Source organism: Macrococcus sp. CoH-51_TC_04 (assembly GCF_058188655.1).
This window is the reverse complement of record NZ_JBVGOY010000015.1, coordinates 12,450-31,213: the sequence shown is the minus strand read 5'-3', so window position 1 is coordinate 31,213 and position 18,764 is coordinate 12,450. Positions and strand designations below refer to the sequence as shown.

Genomic DNA, 18,764 nt, shown 5'->3' with positions numbered 1-18,764 from the left:
AGAGTAGGACGTTGCCGGGCAATATATAAATGGATGCGATGAGCCGCACATTGGGGACCTGTTAGGTCTCTTTTTTTATACAAAAAAGTAACTGCATAGTGCAGTTACTTTTATTTATTATGGGTTTAATTTTTTAGTCGTTTAATAATGGAAGAGATTTCATCGTCTTCGATACTTCCAAATCCGATAATATATTTATTTTTATAACTTGTTTTTTCTCCAGAATAGTAATCATCTATCGTATTAATTGCAATACTATCTTTATTGATAATTTCTTTCGTCTCGAGTACGAAGTGCATACCCGCATCACTGCCAGTTATATTACTTTGCTTAAAGGTCTCTCTAACAGACTGAAGTACAAGCTCTAATTTCTTCTTATATTCCTTTCTCATCCTGTTAATATTTCGTTCAAATTCACCATCTTTCATAAATGCAGCTATCATATATTGAATATGTCTTGGAACAGTGTTATTTGGCTTTGACATCGCTTTATACAATTTCAGCAGTTTATCAGGCAGTACTAAATAGGCACATCTGATGCTTGGATAGATAGATTTTGAGAATGTACTCATATATATCACACAATCATTGCTCATACCTTGTAATGCAGCGAGAGGCCTTCCTTTATATCTAAACTCACTATCGTAATCGTCTTCAATAATATAGCGATTTTGTTTTTGCTTTGACCAATTAATCAGTTCAGTTCTGCGCTTTGCGCTGAGTACGACACCTGTTGGGAACTGATGACTTGGTGTAACGTGCACAATTTCAACATCTTCAGGAAGTGATGAAACGATGAGTCCTTCTTCATCAATATCGATATACTGATAGTCTTTGTGTTCGCTTTGTAATACTTTTCGAATGAGTGGATAACCAGGGTTTTCTAATATATATGAGCTGTTACCTAATATTTTAGTAAGGAGGGTAAACAGCTGTTCTGTAGAACTGCCGATAATGATTTGATAATTTTCGCAGTTCACTCCGCGAGAATGATATAGATAGCGTCTAATTTCATTGCGCAATATTTCTTCTCCCTGAACATCACCAAGTTCCAGTAAATGATATTGCTCTTGTTCAAATGCATCTCGTGCGTACTTTCTGAATTTGTGAAATGGAAATGATTTTATGTGACTGTCTTCTATTTTAAGAGATAACTGTCTTTGTTTATGATGATGATTTGGCATGTCTGATTTACTTTCAGGTGCTATATTTATCGTCTGAATATCTTCTACAAAAAAACCTACTTTTGGTACTGAATATATATATCCTTCATCCAGTAATTGCTGATATGCGATCTCGATTGTGGTTCCACTTAAGTTCAGATGTGTACTGAGTTTACGTTTCGAAGGGAGTTTTTCTTTATGTTTTAATTTGCCAGATAAAATATCTCTTTTAATGTTTTCATATAATTGCGTATATAAATATTTTTGATCACTGAATTTGTATGTAAGTATCTCCATGAAACTGACCCCTTTATTTTATTAATAACTGATACTTTTATAATATCAGATAATATTATACATTAGTAATTGTAGTGTAAATTCAGAATATGAGGTGTATATTAATGAGTAAAATCGTAGGATCAGATAAAGTTAAACGTGGTATGGCAGAAATGCAAAAAGGCGGCGTTATTATGGATGTTGTCAACGCTGAACAAGCAAAAATTGCTGAAGCTGCTGGTGCAGTAGCTGTAATGGCATTAGAACGTGTGCCTAGTGATATTCGTGCAGCAGGTGGCGTTGCTCGTATGGCTGACCCTCGTATCGTTGAAGAGGTAATGAATGCAGTATCTATACCTGTTATGGCAAAAGGTCGTATTGGTCACATTACTGAAGCACGTGTATTAGAAGCAATGGGCGTTGACTATATCGATGAGTCAGAAGTATTAACTCCAGCAGATGAAGAGTTTCATTTAAAGAAAGATGAATTTACAGTACCATTCGTATGTGGATGTCGTGATTTAGGTGAAGCAGCGCGTCGTATCGGTGAAGGAGCAGCGATGTTACGTACAAAAGGTGAACCTGGTACAGGAAATATCGTTGAAGCTGTACGTCACTTACGTAAAGTAAATGCACAAGTGCGTAAACTATCTGTAATGAACGATGATGAAATTATGACGGAAGCTAAACTTTTAGGCGCACCTTATGAGGTATTAAAAGAGATTAAAGCTTTAGGTAAGTTACCAGTTGTGAACTTTGCAGCAGGTGGTGTTGCTACACCAGCGGATGCAGCATTAATGATGGAGCTAGGAGCTGATGGTGTATTCGTAGGTTCTGGTATCTTTAAATCAGAATCACCTGAGAAATTTGCAAAAGCAATCGTTCAAGCGACAACACATTATCAAGACTATAAATTAATCGGTGAACTTTCTAAAGAGTTAGGAGCAGCGATGAAAGGTTTAGATATTAATAAGCTTTCTTTAGAAGAAAGAATGCAGGAACGTGGCTGGTAATATGAAGATTGGTGTATTAGCATTGCAAGGTGCTGTAAGAGAGCATATTCATCATATTGAACTAGCAGGTCATACAGGTTTACCTGTAAAGCGTGTAGAACAACTAGAAGATATCGATGGATTAGTATTGCCTGGTGGAGAATCAACAACGATGCGTCGTCTGATGGATCTATATGGCTTTACTGAAACGTTACGCCAAAGTGAATTACCGATGTATGGCACATGCGCAGGGTTAATCTTACTTGCAAATGATATCGTCGGTTATGAGGAAGGTCATTTAAGGAAGATAGATATTACAGTTGAACGTAATTCATTTGGACGTCAAGTCGATAGCTTTGAAGCTGATCTTGATGTTAAGGGTATTGAAGATCGAGTAAATGCAGTTTTTATCCGTGCACCACATATTGTGTCAGTTGGGCCAGAAGTGGAAGTACTGAGCATAGTAGACGATAAGATGGTAGCAGTCAAACAAGGGAAATATCTCGGTATATCATTTCATCCGGAACTTACTGAAGATTTTAAAATCATGAAATATTTTATAGAAGAAATGGTAATGAAATAATATTTTGGTAAAAAGGCTACATTTGAAAAATGTAGGCTTTTTTATTTTGTGACATTTCAGATGCATGTTATAATCAATCATTATAAAAAAGGAGTGTCTTACATGAAAGACTTATCATTAAAACAAGCAATCGAATCACGTCATTCAATAAAAGAGTTTAATCCAGATATCACAATTCCTCATGAAATAATGGAAGAAATGATTACTTTAGCAACGAAGGCACCGTCTTCTTTAAATTTACAACCTTGGAGATTTGTTGTAGTAGAATCCGATGAATCGAAAGCGGCAATAAGAAATCACGTTCATTTTAATACGCGTCAATTAGATACAAGCTCAGCTTTTGTACTAGTATTATCGGATAATAACCATAAAAATGACTTAGATAGAATTATGCAGCAAAATGTAAAAGAAGGATATATGGATCAAAATATAAAAGATGAAAATACGAAGGTGATTCAACAGCTTCTGGATCAGACGCCAGATGAATCTATGTATACTCAAGGAATGATGGATTCTGCCATGGCGGCAATGCAGTTTATGCTTGTCGCAAAAGATTATGGCTTCGATACAAATCCAATTGGTGGTTTTGACAGAGGAGCGGTATTACAAGCGTTAAATATTGATGGAGGACGATACACACCTGTAATGTTCATCGCAATTGGAATTGCAGCTAAAGAACATTATCCATCCTCAAGATATGATGTATCAGAAATATTGACATATAATTAATTAGAGACGAATTTTGTAGGAACAAAACAATCAATATTATCATAAAAAAGAGTGGACTGTTTATGAAACAGTCCACTTATCTTTTATATAAAGAAACCTGCAATTGTTGCTGAAATGAATGATACAAGTGTAGCGCCGTATAATAATTTCAGACCGAACCTAGCGACCACATCACCTTGCTTATCGTTAAGTGACTTAATAGCCCCTGCGATAATACCGATAGATGAGAAGTTAGCAAAAGATACTAAGAATACAGAAACGATTCCGACCGCATGTTCTGATAATTCGCCAGTCTTTCCTTTAACGATGGCCTGAATATCTAGCATTGCAACAAATTCATTCGAAACGAGTTTAGTCGCCATAATAGATCCTGCGCGAACCGCATCGTCCCAAGCGATTCCTGTTAAGAATGCAAGAGGTGCAAACAAATACCCAAGTATAGTCTGGAAGTTCATTTCGCCTGGTGTAAACGCCTCGACGATTCCATTAAGCATTGCAATTAAGGCGATATAACCGATTAACATTGCTGCAACGATAATAGCAACTTTAAATCCATCAAGAATATATTCGCCAAGCATCTCGAAGAATGATTGTTTCTTTTCATCTTCAGTCATAATCACCGCATCTTCTTCTTCAGCAGATACTCTATAAGGATTGATGATTGAAGCGATAATAAATCCACCAAATAAATTAAGTACGATGGCTGTAACAACAAATCGTGGTTCAATCATCTGAAAGTAAGCTCCGACAATTGATAACGAAACGGTAGACATTGCCGACGCTGTTAAAGTATACAGCCTATGCTTCGGTATAAACGGTAGTTGCTTCTTTAATGAAATGAATACTTCAGATTGCCCAAGAATTGCTGCGGCTACTGCATTGAAAGATTCAAGTTTGCCCATCCCGTTTACTTTAGAAATAACTAATCCTAAATATTTGATGATAAAAGGTAAGATTTTTAAATATTGAAGGATACCTATTAATGCTGAAATAAAAGTGATTGGTAACAATACATCAAAGAAAAATGAATTAGCTACGCCATCATTTTTAACACCTGGGAATACAAAATATACACCTTCTGCTGCATACTTAAGTAAATAACCAAATCCAGTTGCTAGTTGTGTAACGAGCCAAATCCCAGCTGTTGTTTTTAGCAAGACGAAAGCAAGTATGAATTGAATTACAAGCATGATACCAATATATTGCCATCTTACGCCTTTTTTATCCGAACTCATGATCCATGCGAGAGACAAGAAGATAATAAGTCCGATAATACCTATTATAAAGTTCATAATATCGCTCCTTTTAATATTAATTTTAACTATACATATCATACTATATAATTTATGAAAGCGCTAAACAAATTTTAATTTCATTTTGAACAGATGTTCAAATATGAAAGATAAACATATTGTTTGCACTAAATGACAAATCAAAATATAATAAAGTCAAAGAAGGTCAAAGGTGGGTGATGTCATGCACAATATGTCGGATATAATTGAACAATATTTAAAGCAACTGCTTGAAGAAGCGACAGATGACGTCGTGGAAATTAAGCGTGCCCATATTGCAGAGAAGTTTGATTGTGTACCTTCACAGTTAAATTATGTCATTAAAACAAGGTTTACAAATGAACATGGTTATCAAATCGAAAGTAAACGTGGTGGCGGTGGCTATATCCGTATTACAAAGATTGAATCAAACGATAAGTCAGCTTTTTTAAATCATCTTAAAGAGCTTACAAGTAAGCAGATTTCCCAGCAAAACGCTGAGCGCATTATTGCGGGTCTATATGATAACGAATTGATTACATTAAGAGAGAAGAAGTTGATCATGTCAACGATTCACAGAGATACTTTAAGGATGGAAGTACCGTACCGTGATTATATTAGAGCGAATATATTACAAAATGTACTTGCAATCATCCAATACAACTAGGAGGTACAGTATGGCTTATGAAGAAGAATTTTCGATGAATCAGCTATTGAAACATTTACTTAATAGCGGAGAATTTCAAACACATCCTGATAAATGTCCTAACTGTGGTCTTTCACTAAGAGAGGCGTTGCATATCGGCAAGTTTGGTTGTAGTGAATGTTACGACGCATTTAGTCAATATGTCCCTCAAGTAATAGAGAGAGTTCAAGCAGGTAATCTGGAACATGTCGGACAGCAACCTTTTAAGTCTCAAGAAAAGATTGCACTTAAAAAGCGTATTGAAGCACTGGAAGAACAACTACAGCAATTAATAGAAGTACAAAACTTTGAAGAAGCTGTAAATGTAAGAGACGAAATAAAAGTATTAAAGGAAGGTGGTGATACTCATGTTGAGTAAACACCTTCAAAGTGAACTTAGCGACTGGATGCAAAGTGGTAAAGATGAACCGGTCATCTTGAGTTCTAGAATCAGATTGGCGCGTAACTTAGAAGGTTTTGTGCATCCGATGATGTTTAGTGAGGGAGATGCAGAACGTGTTATTGAAGCGGTGGGGAGTGTGCTTCATGATTATGAAGAAATAAAGATGAGCAAAATATCTGAACGAGAGCGCTTAATGCTTGTCGCAAAGCATTTGATGAGTAAAGAATTATTGGATAATAACGGTGGTGCCGTCTATATTAACGATGATGAATCAGAGAGCATTATGGTAAATGAGGAAGATCATATCAGAATACAAGTGCTCGGTAAAGATTTATCTCTTCAGAAGTTATATATGCGTGCTCAAGATATTGATAAGCGGTTAGATGAAAAGTTAACAATGGCCTTTGACGAGCATTATGGATATTTAACGACATGTCCTACTAATATAGGAACAGGTCTACGTGCTAGTGTAATGCTCCATTTACCAGGACTTTCTATTATGAATCGTATGAATCGAATCGCTCAAGCTATCAATCGTTTTGGTTTTACGATTCGTGGTATATATGGAGAAGGGACACAAGCATTAGGTCATATATACCAAGTATCTAATCAGTTGACACTCGGTAAAGATGAAGAAAGTATTATTGAAGATCTTCAGCAAGTTGTCGAACAGATTATTGAGGAAGAACTCAATATGCGCAAACGAATGAATAATTACGATCATATTGAAACTATTGATAGAATTTATCGTAGTTTAGGTATTTTGAAATACAGCCGTAAGATTTCAGTAGAAGAAGCAAGCCTTCGTCTAAGTGAAGTAAAGCTTGGAATTGATATGGATATCATCAATATTCCGTTTAGGTTTAACGAACTTATGGTAGCAATTCAAGCACCGTTTTTAGATACCGTATATGATACACAAGGCACAATAGAAGAAAAAAGAGCAGAGATGCTACGAACGCATCTATAAGGAGGAATTATATTGTTTGGTAGATTAACAGAACGTGCTCAAAGAGTACTTGCACATGCACAAGAAGAAGCGATTCGTTTAAATCACAACAACATTGGAACAGAACATTTATTGTTGGGTCTTGTAAAAGAGCCTGATGGTATCGCTGCAAAAGTCTTAGCGGCTTACAATATCACAGAAGATAAAGTTGTATCTGAAGTAGAACAACTTATCGGTCATGGTACAGACATGGGTGGCACAATACAATATACACCACGCGCTAAGAAGGTCATCGAATTATCACTTGATGAAGCACGTAAATTAAATCATAACTTTGTAGGGACAGAGCATATTCTACTTGGTTTAATCCGTGAAAATGAAGGAGTTGCAGCACGCGTACTAGCGAATCTTGACTTAAACATTACAAAAGCAAGATCTCAAGTGGTGAAGTTACTTGGTAGTCCTGAGATGACAGGCAAAGATACGAATGCTTCAAAATCACAAAATACACCGACACTTGATGAACTTGCGCGCGATCTAACAGTCATTGCAAAAGATGGCACACTAGATCCAGTGATTGGGCGTAGTGCTGAAATTACGCGTGTTATTGAAGTGTTGAGTCGTCGTACAAAAAATAATCCTGTGCTTATTGGGGAACCGGGTGTAGGTAAAACGGCGATTGTAGAAGGATTAGCACAAGCAATTATCAATAATGAAGTGCCAGAAACATTAAAAGGAAAACGTGTAATGAGTTTAGATATGGGTACTGTTGTTGCTGGTACTAAATATCGAGGCGAATTCGAAGAGCGTCTTAAGAAAGTGATGGAAGAAATTCATCAGGCAGGTAATATTATCTTATTCATCGATGAATTACACACTTTAATTGGAGCTGGAGGTGCAGAAGGAGCAATCGATGCTTCTAACATATTAAAGCCTGCACTTGCACGTGGTGAGTTACAATGTATTGGTGCGACAACATTGGAAGAGTACCGTAAATATATAGAGAAAGATGCAGCACTTGAACGTCGATTCCAACCTGTTCAAGTGGATCAGCCGAATGTAGAAGATGCAATAGAAATATTAAAAGGGTTGCGTGACCGTTATGAAGCACATCACAGAATTAAGATTTCTGATGAAGCACTTGTAGCTGCAGTTAAGATGAGTGATCGTTATATATCAGATCGCTTCTTACCAGATAAAGCGATAGACTTAATCGATGAAGCAGGTTCTAAAGTACGCTTACGCAATTATACAACACCGCCAAGCTTAAAAGAGCTTGAAGCGGAATTAGAAAAAGTGAAGAATGAAAAAGACGCTGCAGTACATTCTCAAGAGTTCGAACAGGCAGCAAGTTTACGTGATAAACAGACACAGCTTGAGAAAAAGTTAGAAGAAACTAAAAAAGAATGGCAAAAAACACAAGGTTCAAACAATACTTCAGTAACTGCAGATGACATTGCCAATGTTGTAGCGCAATGGACAGGTATTCCGATTGCTAAAATTGCAGAAACTGAATCACAAAAGCTATTGAACCTGGAAGAAATCTTGCATAATCGTGTCATTGGTCAAGCTGATGCCGTATCATCTATTTCTAAAGCTGTGCGTCGTGCACGTGCTGGTCTTAAAGATCCCAAACGTCCGATTGGGAGCTTTATCTTCTTAGGACCTACTGGTGTAGGTAAAACAGAACTTGCGAAAGCACTAGCTGAGGCAATGTTTGGTGAAGAGGATGCGATGATTCGCGTAGATATGAGTGAGTTTATGGAGAAACATAGCGTCTCACGTATGGTAGGTTCTCCTCCAGGATATGTAGGTCATGATGATGGCGGTCAATTAACAGAAAAGGTACGTCGTAAACCTTATTCAGTTATCTTATTTGACGAAATAGAAAAAGCACATCCAGATGTCTTTAACATTCTGTTACAAGTACTCGATGATGGGCGTCTTACAGATTCGAAAGGTCGTACGGTAGATTTCAGAAATACGGTTATTATTATGACGAGTAACGTCGGAGCTCAAGAAATTAAAGATAATAAATTTGTTGGGTTCGGGGGGCAGACTGCAGCTCAGGATTATGAAACAATCCGTAAAACGATGATGGATGAGCTTAAGAAACAATTCCGCCCTGAGTTTTTAAACAGAATTGATGATATCATCGTATTCCATAAATTGGAGAAAGATCAATTGAAAGAAATTGTGACATTAATGGTCGAAGGGCTTGCAAACAGACTGAAAGAGCAAGATATCCATATTTCATTGACAGATGCAGCGAAAGAGAAAATCGCAGATGAAGGCTATGATCCTGAGTACGGAGCAAGACCACTTGCTAGAGCAATTCAAAAACATATTGAAGATCAGTTATCTGAAGAACTATTAAAGGGTGAAGAATTAACTGGACATCACATTACTATAGATTATGTGGATGATGCATTTAAAATTGATAAAGCAAAAGCATAATTGATGAGTAGGGACATAAGTTTCAGATTAATAATCTTTAATTAATAGCGGTACAGAAATTACTATAATCAAACCCGAATAGTGCTGGAAATAAAGAATATTTTCTTAGCATCATTCGGGTTTTACTTATGGTAGAACACTTCTGTACCGACTTTTTCGTTATAATTGTTTAATTAGTTAAAAAGCTTTAAAATAAATAGATACATAATGAGGAGGAATCGCTTTGGTAAAGGTGAAAAGCACATTTGAATGTATGGCCTGTGGTTATCAGTCACCGAAATGGATGGGAAAGTGTCCGAATTGTGGTGCATGGAATCAAATGGAAGAAGTTATTGAGCATAAACAGAAGGGCCCTAAAAATGCGATTTCTGAATCACAAAGTGGTAATAAAGTTGAAAAACTAAAAGATATAACGAAAGAAAGTGTTCCTCGTGATCATACGCAGATGAAAGAACTGGATCGTGTACTTGGAGGAGGAATCGTTCCGGGTTCATTGATACTTATCGGCGGAGACCCGGGGATTGGTAAGTCCACATTACTACTACAAGTTTGTGCAATGCTTTCACAAAACCATCCCGTACTCTATATTTCTGGAGAGGAATCGGTAAGACAAACGAAATTACGTGCCGATCGTCTATTAGAGGATGCAGGTGAGCTTGATGTATATGCAGAAACCAACCTTCAGATTATCCACGAAACGGTAAGGAAAACAAAACCGAAATTTTTGGTTATCGATTCAATTCAAACAATATTTCATCCAGAGGTTACAAGTGCACCTGGTTCTGTATCGCAAGTCAGAGAATGTACACAAGAGTTAATGCGTATCGCAAAGCAGATGAACATTGCAACATTTATCGTAGGGCACGTGACAAAAGAAGGACAGATCGCAGGTCCAAGGTTACTAGAACATATGGTTGATACAGTTCTTTACTTTGAAGGAGATACTCATCATAGCTACAGAATATTACGCGCAGTGAAGAATCGTTTTGGTTCGACAAATGAAATGGGTATATTTGAAATGAAGAATACAGGCCTTAAAGAAGTCCTGAATCCTTCAGAAATGTTCCTTGAAGAACGTACAAAAAATGTAGCAGGTTCAACTATCGTTGCAACGATGGAAGGCACGCGTCCATTACTAGTTGAAGTTCAGTCACTTGTAACGCCGACATCTTTTCATAATCCAAGAAGAATGGCATCAGGTGTCGACCATAATCGACTGAACCTATTGATGGCTGTACTAGAGAAAAAACAAGGATATTTATTACAGCAACAGGATGCATATGTGAAAGTTGCGGGTGGTGTAAAACTTGATGAACCTGCTGTTGATTTAAGTGTTATCGTAAGCATCGCTTCAAGCTATAATGATAAACCGACACGAGGCGATGACTGTTTTATCGGAGAAGTCGGTCTGACTGGTGAAGTGAGACGTGTTGCACGTATTGAACAACGTGTACAAGAAGCTGAAAAACTCGGTTTTAAACGTGTCATCATCCCCAAAAATAATATTGGTGGCTGGGATTTCCCCGGAAATATTGAAGTGATTGGTGTAACAAATATTAACGAAGCATTAAAAATGGCATTTTAAGGAGGTGTATAGATGTTAAGAAAGCTTGTTTTATTAATATTTTTCGTTGTAGGTGCTTCAGCAGGTATCTTCTTGATACCTGAGCTTGTTGGACTGTTTGATTTTAAAGTTCCTGATATATTATCTAATCCATATATCGATGGGGCCGTAGGTATCGCTGTCTTTTTTCTTTTATTTTACTGGCTTGTCGATCGTGTTGTGGCTTTAATTATAAGAGGTGAGAAACTCCTCCTTAAGATCAATTTTATTGATTTGATTATCGCAACTTTCGGTATGATTATTGGTCTGATGATTGCTTCAATGATCAGTTTAATCTTTAACTTTATGGGGTTTCCTTTTCTTAAGAATACGGTACCGATTATTTTAGCAGTTGTATTAGGATATTTAGGTTTTCAAGTGGGTATTCAAAAACGTGGTGAGATATTAAGTTTCTTGCCTGAACGTTTTCAGCCTAATAAGAGAAAATCATTCGATTTCCCAAAACTATTAGATACTTCTGCAATTATCGATGGGCGTATTTTATCAATCGTAAAGTGCGGTTTTTTAGATGGTACGATTGTAGTGCCACAAGGTGTGCTGGATGAATTACAATTAATAGCTGATTCGACAGATGGAATAAAGAGAGATAAGGGGCAACGTGGGTTAGATATATTAAGTGAACTGCAAGAGACAGGACATCCTTTGAATATTATTCCAGGGAATAAAAACATTAAAGAAGTGGACCAGTTGCTTGTTACGATGGCGAAAGACATGAAGGCGAGTGTGATCACTACAGATTTCAATTTGAATAAAGTCTGCCAAGTGCAAGGTATCCAAGTGCTGAATGTAAATGATCTGTCAGAAGCAATTAAACCTGTTGTCGCTCAAGGAGATAAGATGTTATTAAATGTCACTAAATCAGGAAAAGAAGAAGATCAAGGTGTAGGCTACATGGAAGATGGTACGATGGTTGTTGTAGAACATGGTAAGAAGTATATCAACAAACAAATTCAAGTGGAAGTGCAATCCATATTGCAGACATCTTCAGGTCGAATTATTTTTACGAAGAAAGTGAATGACTAATATGTATGATGTAATTATTCCCGCAGCCGGTATGGGCAAAAGAATGCAGGCTGATAAAAATAAAATTCTATTACAACTACACAGTAAATCGATTCTTGAGCATACACTTGAAACGTTTCAGAGTGATGATAATTGCCGTGCCATTCATTTAGCAGCACAAAAAGATGAATTGGAAATGCTTAAAGCAATGTCTAAAGCTTATAACAAAATAGAAGTAGTGACTGTAGGCGGTAGTGAAAGACAATATAGCATCTATAATGTGCTCAAAGCAATTCAGCCGTGCGATTATGTGTTTATACATGATGCGGCAAGACCTTTTGTTACACCAGAAACATTGTATAAGTTATATACAAAAGTACAACAATATAAAAGTGTTGTTGCCGCTGTTAAAGTGAAAGATACGGTTAAGCGTGTGATTGATTTCCAGGTAGAAGAAACGTTAAATAGAGAAGAACTTTGGCAGATTCAAACACCACAAGCATTCAGCTATCATTTATTACTTGAAGCATATAATAAAGCAGATGAAGATGACTTTTTAGGTACTGACGATGCGTCGCTTGTTGAACGGCTGTACCCAGTTAACATCGTTGAAAGTGATTATGATAATATTAAGATTACAACGCCGGAAGATATGTTCTTTGCGGAAGCAATACTGAAGAAAAGAGGGATTTGATGAGAATTGGATATGGATATGATGTACACCAATTAGTCGAAGGTCGACCTTTAATCATCGGCGGCATCAAACTGGAACACGATAAAGGATTACTTGGACATAGTGATGCCGACGTATTACTCCATGCGATTACAGATGCAATTTTAGGTGCTGTCTCTCTTGGTGACATCGGCAAATTTTTTCCGGATGATGATCCGAAGTACAAAGGTGCGGATTCTAAGATTTTATTAAAAGAGGCGTACCAGCATGTTCTTAAGTTAGGATATGAAATAGGCAATTTAGATGCGACAGTTATTGCAGAAAAACCGAAATTCCGTCCGCATATCGATGCTATGCGAGAGTCGATTGCGAATGTCTTAAATACAGACATTTTCAACGTGAACGTCAAAGCGACAACGAACGAGAAGATGGGTTATTTAGGACGACAAGAAGGTATACAGGCACAAGCTGTGGTATTATTATTAAAAACAAACTAATTAATGGAGTGAACAAGATGAGTAAAGTAAGAGTAAGATATGCACCAAGTCCAACGGGGTTCTTACATATTGGAAATGCGCGTACGGCATTATTTAACTATTTATTTGCCAGACATAACGGTGGAGATTTTATTATCCGAATTGAAGATACAGATACTGCGCGTAACGTAGAAGGTGGAGAAGCGAGCCAGTTAAAGTTCTTACAATGGTTAGGAATGGACTGGGATGAATCAATTGATAAAGATGGAGGATTTGGTCCTTATCGTCAATCTGAGCGTGCTGATATTTATAATCCAATTATCGAGAAATTATTAGCTGAAGACAAAGCTTATCGCTGCTATATGACTGCCGAAGAATTAGAAGCAGAACGCGAGGCACAACTTGCGCGTGGAGAAATGCCAAGATATGGTGGTAAGCATGCGCATTTAACGAAAGAAGAAGAAGCAGCACTGATCGCTGAAGGTAGACAACCTGCAATTCGTATCCGTGTGCCGAAAGATAAGGTATACACGTTTAATGATATGGTTAAAGGAGAAGTTTCATTTGATTCTAACGGTATCGGTGACTGGGTTATTGTTAAGAAGGATGGTATCCCAACGTATAACTTTGCAGTAGCAATCGATGATCACTTTATGGAGATTACTCATGTCATTCGCGGTGACGACCATATTTCAAACACACCAAAACAAATGATGGTCTATGAAGCGCTAGGATATGAAATCCCGACGTTTGGTCATATGACGTTAATCGTGAACGAAGACCGTAAGAAATTGTCTAAACGTGACGGTTCAATCATTCAGTTTATTGAACAATACCACGATCTTGGATACTTACCAGAAGCGTTATTTAATTTTATTGGACTGCTCGGCTGGTCTCCTGAAGGTGAAGAGGAAATCTTTACAAAAGAACAATTCATTGAAATGTTTGATGAGAAACGTCTAAGCAAATCACCAGCATTCTTTGATAAACAAAAACTAGCGTGGATCAACAACCAGTATATGAAAACGAAAGATTTAGATACTGTATTTGAAATGACGTTACCACATATGAAAAAAGCTGAACTTGTTTCTGAACAACCGACAGATGAAGAGCTTGCTTGGGCAAAAGCTTTAGTTGGATTATATCAGGAGCAGATGAGTTACGCCGGTGAAATTGTTGAACTAAGTGAGTTATTCTTCCGTGATGAAATTGAACTTGGAGAAGCAGAGTCTGAGGTCGTAAATGGAGAACAGGTCCCTGAACTTGCTCAAAGTTTAATTGGTCAGTTAGAAGCATTAGAAACATTTGATGCGCCAAGTATTAAAGGGGCAATTAAATCTGTACAGAAAGAAACAGGTATCAAAGGGAAAAATTTATTTATGCCGATTCGTGTTATGACAACAGGACAAATGCATGGCCCAGAGCTACCAAATACATTAGAATTACTTGGTAAAGAAAAAGTTATTGCACGTGTTCAAAAGTACGTGAAATAAAATCGTTGAAAAATTATCGCTATCCTTTATAATCAAGGTATGAGACTAAGTAAGTCTTCAATTTATCTTTTAGAGAGTATTCGGCTGGTGGAAGAATACGATAAATAGATGACTGAATGCACCTCATGTATGAAATTGAATATAATACGAGTGAATAGATGCTATCTATTAATAAGAGTGGAACCGTGCTGAAGCACCTCTGTAATAAGAGGTGCTTCTTTTTATTTAGAGGGGAGGATGCCGTTGTTTAAACGTATTAAAGATGATATTGCAATGGTCTTTGAACAGGATCCGGCAGCGAGAAGTAGTATTGAGGTATTTTTGACATATTCGGGATTACACGCAGTGTGGTGGCATTTAATTGCCCATTGGTTCTTCAAGCGTAGAATGTACTTCATTGCACGAAGTATCAGTCAGATTTCAAGATTCTTCTCTGGAATTGAGATCCATCCAGGTGCAAAGATAGGAAGGCGTTTATTTATTGACCATGGTATGGGTATTGTCATTGGTGAAACGTGTACGATTGGAGATAACGTTACAATCTATCAAGGAGTAACGCTTGGTGGTACGGGTAAAGAACGCGGAAAACGTCATCCTGATATAGGAGATAACGTATTAATTGCAGCTGGGGCTAAGGTGCTGGGAAATATACAGATTGGGAATAATGTAAATATTGGAGCGAATTCTGTTGTTCTGAAATGTGTTCCCGATTATTCTACTGTCGTAGGAATACCGGGACGTATTGTAAGACAAAATGGGGTCAAGGTAAAGGTCGGTAAGTCGTTTGAACATACGAATTTGCCCGACCCGGTATATGAAAAATTAAAAGAACTAGAACGTCATATAGAGGCGTCAAGAAATGGAGAGATTCAGGATGATTACGTTATATAATACATTGACTCGAAGTAAAGAGAAGTTTGTACCCATTGAAGAAGGAAGAGTAAAAATGTATGTGTGTGGACCGACTGTCTACAATTATATTCATATCGGAAATGCCCGTCCGGCTATCAGTTTTGATGTGGTACGTCGTTATTTTGAATATCGAGGATATGAGGTTGATTATGTCTCTAACTTCACCGATGTAGACGATAAGCTGATTAAAGCGGCAAATGAACTTGGAGAGACGGTGCCAGAGATAGCAGACCGTTTTATTGAAGCATACTTTGAGGACACACATGCTTTAAACTGTAAGACTGCAACACACCACCCTCGTGTAATGGATCATATGGAGGACATTATTGAATTTATTGATGAATTAATTAAGAAAGGCTACGCTTATGAAAGTGGTGGCGATGTTTATTTTAGAACACGTAAGTTCGATGGTTATGGTAAGCTTAGCCACCAGTCAATCGATGAACTTAAAATAGGTGCACGTATCCAGACTGGAGAACTTAAAGATGATGCGCTTGACTTTGCATTATGGAAAACAGCAAAGCCGGGAGAAATCAGCTGGCAGTCGCCTTGGGGAGAAGGACGACCGGGGTGGCATATTGAGTGTTCTGTAATGGCAAAGAAGCATTTAGGAGATTCTATCGATATCCATGCTGGAGGAAGTGATTTAACATTCCCGCATCATGAAAATGAAATTGCACAATCAGAAGCGCACAACGACACGACTTTTGCTAATTATTGGCTACACAATGGATTTATTAATATAGACAATGAGAAGATGAGTAAATCTTTAGGAAACTTCATTCTTGTACATGACATTATTAAAGAAATTGATCCGAATGTATTACGTTTCTTTATGATCAGTGTCCACTACAGAAATCCTATCAACTATAATATGGAGCTTGTTGCTAGCGCTAAAGCAGGGCTTGAGCGTATTCAAAATGCGTACCAGGCGATGAAAGAACGTCAGGCAATATCGGTGGATGTTGTAGATCATGCTGAAACAATCCTTGTGATTGATAACATATTGAAACAATTTGAAACTGCCATGGATGATGATTTCAATACTGCTAATGCGATTACTGCATGGTATGAACTTGCGAAACAGGCAAATATATATAATCAGAATTCATCTACAGATTTAAAAGTCATTAATCGATTTATCGAAGTGTTTGAAATTTTTAGTGAAGTCCTAGGTGTGAAACTGAATACAAGTGATACATTGCTAGATGAAGAGGTTGAACGATTAATTGAAGAGCGTCAAGAGGCGAGAAAGAATAAAGACTTTAAACGTGCAGATGAGATTCGTGATGCATTAAAAGAGCAAAATATTATTCTTGAAGATACAGCGCAAGGTGTGAGGTACAAACGTGGTTAATCAGGCAAGTTTATATAATCCGTTGACGCTTGCATATTTAGGCGATGCAGTTCTAGATTTATATATACGCAATTACATTGTGCGCGAAAAAAATCGTAAACCCAATGAACTGCATCGATATGCGACATTCTTCGTTTCTGCTAAGAGTCAGTCTCAGACATTTGATTCACTTGTTGAAGACAACTTTTTTACAACGGAAGAAATGGACATATTAATGCGTGGACGTAACGCTAAGAGCCATACAAAAGCAAAAAATACAGACGTCGTAACTTACAAAAAAAGTACGGGATTAGAAGCGGTTATCGGGTACTTGCATTTGAATGAAGATAATGAAAGGCTCGATGCACTGCTCAATGAAATCATATCACTGTGTGAAAAGAGGGGTAAAGATGAAAGCAACTGATGAAATAATCGTAGGCAGGCATGCTGTAAAAAGCGCTGTAACTTCAGACCATGAAATCAATAAAGTATTAATTCAAGAAGGTATTAATAAGTCTCAAATCAGCAGTCTTTTGAATCTGTGTAAAGAAAAAAAGATTGTCGTTCAAACAGTTCCTAAATCAAAACTGGATTATTTATCAGATGTTCCGCATCAAGGGATACTGGCAATGATATCTCCTTATGAGTATACGGAACTTGAAGATTTTCTGAGCAATAAAGCGTCTGATAAGTTAAATACAATTATGATATTAGATGGACTGGAGGACCCACACAACTTAGGTTCAATTATTAGAACTGCCGATGCTATTGGTATAGATGGTATCATGATACCAAAGCGCCGTTCTGTAAGTCTGAATCAAACGGTTGTCAAAGCTTCTACAGGTGCAGTGGAGCATGTGCCAGTAATGCGAGTGAATAATATTAATCAGGCGATTGATAAGTTAAAGGATGCGGGTTACTGGATAGCGGGAACGGACGCCAAGCAATCAGTAGACTATCGTAAAATGAATGCTGATATGGATTTGGCAATCGTTATTGGCTCAGAAGGCGAAGGGATGAGCCGACTAGTGAAAGAGAAATGCGACTTCTTGGTTCATTTACCGATGGTTGGTCATGTTAACAGTTTAAATGCTTCTGTTGCGGCAAGTTTGCTGATGTACGAAGTGTATCGTAAAAGGAACCCAATAGACTGATGAAAGAATTTTATACAATTATAGACGGCTATAACGTAATAGGGCAAAGTCGTCATCTATCTGCTATTGCTATGGATTCACTAGAAGAAGCACGTGTGAATTTATTACTGGAACTTGCGAATTATAATGCCAGGATTCAAGATGATGTCATTGTGGTCTTCGATGCGTATGATGTAAAATCTCATGAACAAGAAGAATTATTCCATGGTATCCGTGTGATTTATTCTAAAGAGAATGAAACCGCGGATGCAGTGATTGAGCGTTTAACTTTTGAGTTGTACAAAAAACATATTACGACCATTAAAGTCGTAACAAGTGATATGTCAGAACAGCATGCAATCTTTGGCAGTGGTGCACTACGCATACCATCACGTGAATTTATTACAAATCTTGAAGAAGAAAAAATGATCGTTGAAAAAGATATGAAGCAGATGCATGAAGTGAAACCAAGAACTAGAATCGTGCTAGATAAAGAAACTTTGCAAAAGTTAGAACGTATACGAAGAGGAAAACAATAATTTTTTGAGTAAAAACTATTGTTTGTAATAATCTTTAAAACAATTTACGCTATAGTTAAAAACTAGAG

Annotated in this window: 19 protein-coding genes; 17 read left to right on the top strand and 2 right to left on the bottom strand. The window is 37.2% G+C overall.

What is annotated here, in order from left to right; translation table 11 throughout:
- Window positions 1–125 precede the first annotated feature (125 nt).
- Window positions 126–1,460 (bottom strand): MocR-like pyridoxine biosynthesis transcription factor PdxR, encoded by a 1,335-nt coding sequence (gene pdxR, locus ACZ2V4_RS10960; RefSeq protein WP_490514869.1) that lies wholly within the window; start codon window positions 1,458–1,460, stop codon window positions 126–128.
- A 104-nt stretch (window positions 1,461–1,564) separates the two neighbouring features.
- Between pdxR and pdxS the strand changes: the two genes are divergently transcribed.
- The 3 genes from pdxS to ACZ2V4_RS10945 all read left to right on the top strand — a co-directional run bounded on the left by pdxS (window position 1,565) and on the right by ACZ2V4_RS10945 (window position 3,743).
- Complete coding sequence (gene pdxS, locus ACZ2V4_RS10955) at window positions 1,565–2,452, top strand: pyridoxal 5'-phosphate synthase lyase subunit PdxS (protein WP_099482278.1); 888 nt, start codon at window positions 1,565–1,567, stop codon at window positions 2,450–2,452.
- 1 nt (window position 2,453) lies between these two features.
- Window positions 2,454–3,014 (top strand): pyridoxal 5'-phosphate synthase glutaminase subunit PdxT, encoded by a 561-nt coding sequence (pdxT, locus tag ACZ2V4_RS10950; protein ID WP_219494864.1) that lies wholly within the window; start codon window positions 2,454–2,456, stop codon window positions 3,012–3,014.
- 102 nt (window positions 3,015–3,116) lie between these two features.
- Window positions 3,117–3,743 carry a nitroreductase family protein gene (locus ACZ2V4_RS10945; protein ID WP_219493328.1) on the top strand — a complete coding sequence of 209 codons (627 nt, stop codon included), beginning with the start codon at window positions 3,117–3,119 and terminating at the stop codon, window positions 3,741–3,743.
- An 83-nt stretch (window positions 3,744–3,826) separates the two neighbouring features.
- On the opposite strand, the gene ACZ2V4_RS10940 is transcribed toward ACZ2V4_RS10945, so the two are convergent.
- Window positions 3,827–5,035 carry a NupC/NupG family nucleoside CNT transporter gene (locus ACZ2V4_RS10940; protein ID WP_219493326.1) on the bottom strand — a complete coding sequence of 403 codons (1,209 nt, stop codon included), beginning with the start codon at window positions 5,033–5,035 and terminating at the stop codon, window positions 3,827–3,829.
- A gap of 184 nt (window positions 5,036–5,219) precedes the next feature.
- On the opposite strand from ACZ2V4_RS10940, the gene ACZ2V4_RS10935 reads away from it, so the two are divergent.
- The 14 genes from ACZ2V4_RS10935 to ACZ2V4_RS10870 all read left to right on the top strand — a co-directional run bounded on the left by ACZ2V4_RS10935 (window position 5,220) and on the right by ACZ2V4_RS10870 (window position 18,696).
- Window positions 5,220–5,681, top strand: coding sequence for a CtsR family transcriptional regulator (locus ACZ2V4_RS10935; RefSeq protein WP_219493324.1), 462 nt, complete (start codon window positions 5,220–5,222; stop codon window positions 5,679–5,681).
- A 10-nt stretch (window positions 5,682–5,691) separates the two neighbouring features.
- Window positions 5,692–6,078 (top strand): UvrB/UvrC motif-containing protein, encoded by a 387-nt coding sequence (locus ACZ2V4_RS10930; protein WP_219493322.1) that lies wholly within the window; start codon window positions 5,692–5,694, stop codon window positions 6,076–6,078.
- Window positions 6,068–7,072 carry a protein arginine kinase gene (locus ACZ2V4_RS10925; protein ID WP_118003427.1) on the top strand — a complete coding sequence of 335 codons (1,005 nt, stop codon included), beginning with the start codon at window positions 6,068–6,070 and terminating at the stop codon, window positions 7,070–7,072. Before ACZ2V4_RS10930 ends, ACZ2V4_RS10925 begins: the two co-directional genes overlap by 11 nt.
- 9 nt (window positions 7,073–7,081) lie before the next feature.
- Window positions 7,082–9,508 (top strand): ATP-dependent Clp protease ATP-binding subunit, encoded by a 2,427-nt coding sequence (locus ACZ2V4_RS10920; RefSeq protein ID WP_219494863.1) that lies wholly within the window; start codon window positions 7,082–7,084, stop codon window positions 9,506–9,508.
- Between the two features lie 223 nt (window positions 9,509–9,731).
- Window positions 9,732–11,093, top strand: a complete 1,362-nt coding sequence (gene radA, locus ACZ2V4_RS10915; RefSeq protein WP_219493319.1) for a DNA repair protein RadA — start codon at window positions 9,732–9,734, stop codon at window positions 11,091–11,093.
- Window positions 11,094–11,105: 12 nt separating this feature from the next.
- Entirely contained in the window at window positions 11,106–12,155 is a 1,050-nt protein-coding gene (locus ACZ2V4_RS10910; RefSeq protein WP_219493317.1) for a PIN/TRAM domain-containing protein, read from the top strand.
- Window positions 12,148–12,828 (top strand): 2-C-methyl-D-erythritol 4-phosphate cytidylyltransferase, encoded by a 681-nt coding sequence (ispD, locus tag ACZ2V4_RS10905; RefSeq protein WP_420496237.1) that lies wholly within the window; start codon window positions 12,148–12,150, stop codon window positions 12,826–12,828. The genes ACZ2V4_RS10910 and ispD overlap by 8 nt, the downstream gene beginning before the upstream one ends.
- Window positions 12,825–13,304, top strand: coding sequence for a 2-C-methyl-D-erythritol 2,4-cyclodiphosphate synthase (gene ispF, locus ACZ2V4_RS10900; RefSeq protein WP_490514868.1), 480 nt, complete (start codon window positions 12,825–12,827; stop codon window positions 13,302–13,304). The genes ispD and ispF overlap by 4 nt, the downstream gene beginning before the upstream one ends.
- Before the next feature lie 17 nt (window positions 13,305–13,321).
- Window positions 13,322–14,776: a glutamate--tRNA ligase gene (gene gltX / locus ACZ2V4_RS10895; protein WP_219493314.1), complete on the top strand. Its 1,455-nt coding sequence runs from the start codon at window positions 13,322–13,324 to the stop codon at window positions 14,774–14,776.
- 237 nt (window positions 14,777–15,013) lie between these two features.
- A complete protein-coding gene (cysE, locus tag ACZ2V4_RS10890) occupies window positions 15,014–15,667 on the top strand; it encodes a serine O-acetyltransferase (RefSeq protein ID WP_219493313.1) in 654 nt (217 codons plus the stop codon).
- Window positions 15,651–17,045, top strand: a complete 1,395-nt coding sequence (cysS, locus tag ACZ2V4_RS10885; protein ID WP_219493312.1) for a cysteine--tRNA ligase — start codon at window positions 15,651–15,653, stop codon at window positions 17,043–17,045. The genes cysE and cysS overlap by 17 nt, the downstream gene beginning before the upstream one ends.
- Window positions 17,038–17,448, top strand: coding sequence for a Mini-ribonuclease 3 (locus ACZ2V4_RS10880; RefSeq protein ID WP_219493311.1), 411 nt, complete (start codon window positions 17,038–17,040; stop codon window positions 17,446–17,448). The genes cysS and ACZ2V4_RS10880 overlap by 8 nt, the downstream gene beginning before the upstream one ends.
- Window positions 17,435–18,178, top strand: coding sequence for a 23S rRNA (guanosine(2251)-2'-O)-methyltransferase RlmB (gene rlmB, locus ACZ2V4_RS10875; RefSeq protein ID WP_490514867.1), 744 nt, complete (start codon window positions 17,435–17,437; stop codon window positions 18,176–18,178). The genes ACZ2V4_RS10880 and rlmB overlap by 14 nt, the downstream gene beginning before the upstream one ends.
- On the top strand, window positions 18,178–18,696 hold the full coding sequence (locus ACZ2V4_RS10870) for an NYN domain-containing protein (protein WP_283722235.1): 519 nt from the start codon (window positions 18,178–18,180) through the stop codon (window positions 18,694–18,696). Before rlmB ends, ACZ2V4_RS10870 begins: the two co-directional genes overlap by 1 nt.
- Window positions 18,697–18,764: the final 68 nt, after the last annotated feature.

Bases quoted from the DNA above. Each gene is read 5' to 3' on its own strand.
- ACZ2V4_RS10925 (WP_118003427.1), top strand. From the start codon at position 6,068: ATGTTGAGTAAACACCTTCAAAGTGAACTTAGCGACTGGATGCAAAGT.
- ACZ2V4_RS10930 (WP_219493322.1), top strand. From the start codon at position 5,692: ATGGCTTATGAAGAAGAATTTTCGATGAATCAGCTATTGAAACATTTA.
- ACZ2V4_RS10945 (WP_219493328.1), top strand. From the start codon at position 3,117: ATGAAAGACTTATCATTAAAACAAGCAATCGAATCACGTCATTCAATA.
- ACZ2V4_RS10935 (WP_219493324.1), top strand. From the start codon at position 5,220: ATGCACAATATGTCGGATATAATTGAACAATATTTAAAGCAACTGCTT.
- gltX (WP_219493314.1), top strand. From the start codon at position 13,322: ATGAGTAAAGTAAGAGTAAGATATGCACCAAGTCCAACGGGGTTCTTA.
- ACZ2V4_RS10940 (WP_219493326.1), bottom strand. From the start codon at position 5,035: ATGAACTTTATAATAGGTATTATCGGACTTATTATCTTCTTGTCTCTC.
- pdxT (WP_219494864.1), top strand. From the start codon at position 2,454: ATGAAGATTGGTGTATTAGCATTGCAAGGTGCTGTAAGAGAGCATATT.
- rlmB (WP_490514867.1), top strand. From the start codon at position 17,435: ATGAAAGCAACTGATGAAATAATCGTAGGCAGGCATGCTGTAAAAAGC.
- cysS (WP_219493312.1), top strand. From the start codon at position 15,651: ATGATTACGTTATATAATACATTGACTCGAAGTAAAGAGAAGTTTGTA.
- ACZ2V4_RS10910 (WP_219493317.1), top strand. From the start codon at position 11,106: ATGTTAAGAAAGCTTGTTTTATTAATATTTTTCGTTGTAGGTGCTTCA.
- ACZ2V4_RS10870 (WP_283722235.1), top strand. From the start codon at position 18,178: ATGAAAGAATTTTATACAATTATAGACGGCTATAACGTAATAGGGCAA.
- cysE (WP_219493313.1), top strand. From the start codon at position 15,014: ATGCCGTTGTTTAAACGTATTAAAGATGATATTGCAATGGTCTTTGAA.
- ispD (WP_420496237.1), top strand. From the start codon at position 12,148: ATGACTAATATGTATGATGTAATTATTCCCGCAGCCGGTATGGGCAAA.
- pdxS (WP_099482278.1), top strand. From the start codon at position 1,565: ATGAGTAAAATCGTAGGATCAGATAAAGTTAAACGTGGTATGGCAGAA.
- pdxR (WP_490514869.1), bottom strand. From the start codon at position 1,460: ATGGAGATACTTACATACAAATTCAGTGATCAAAAATATTTATATACG.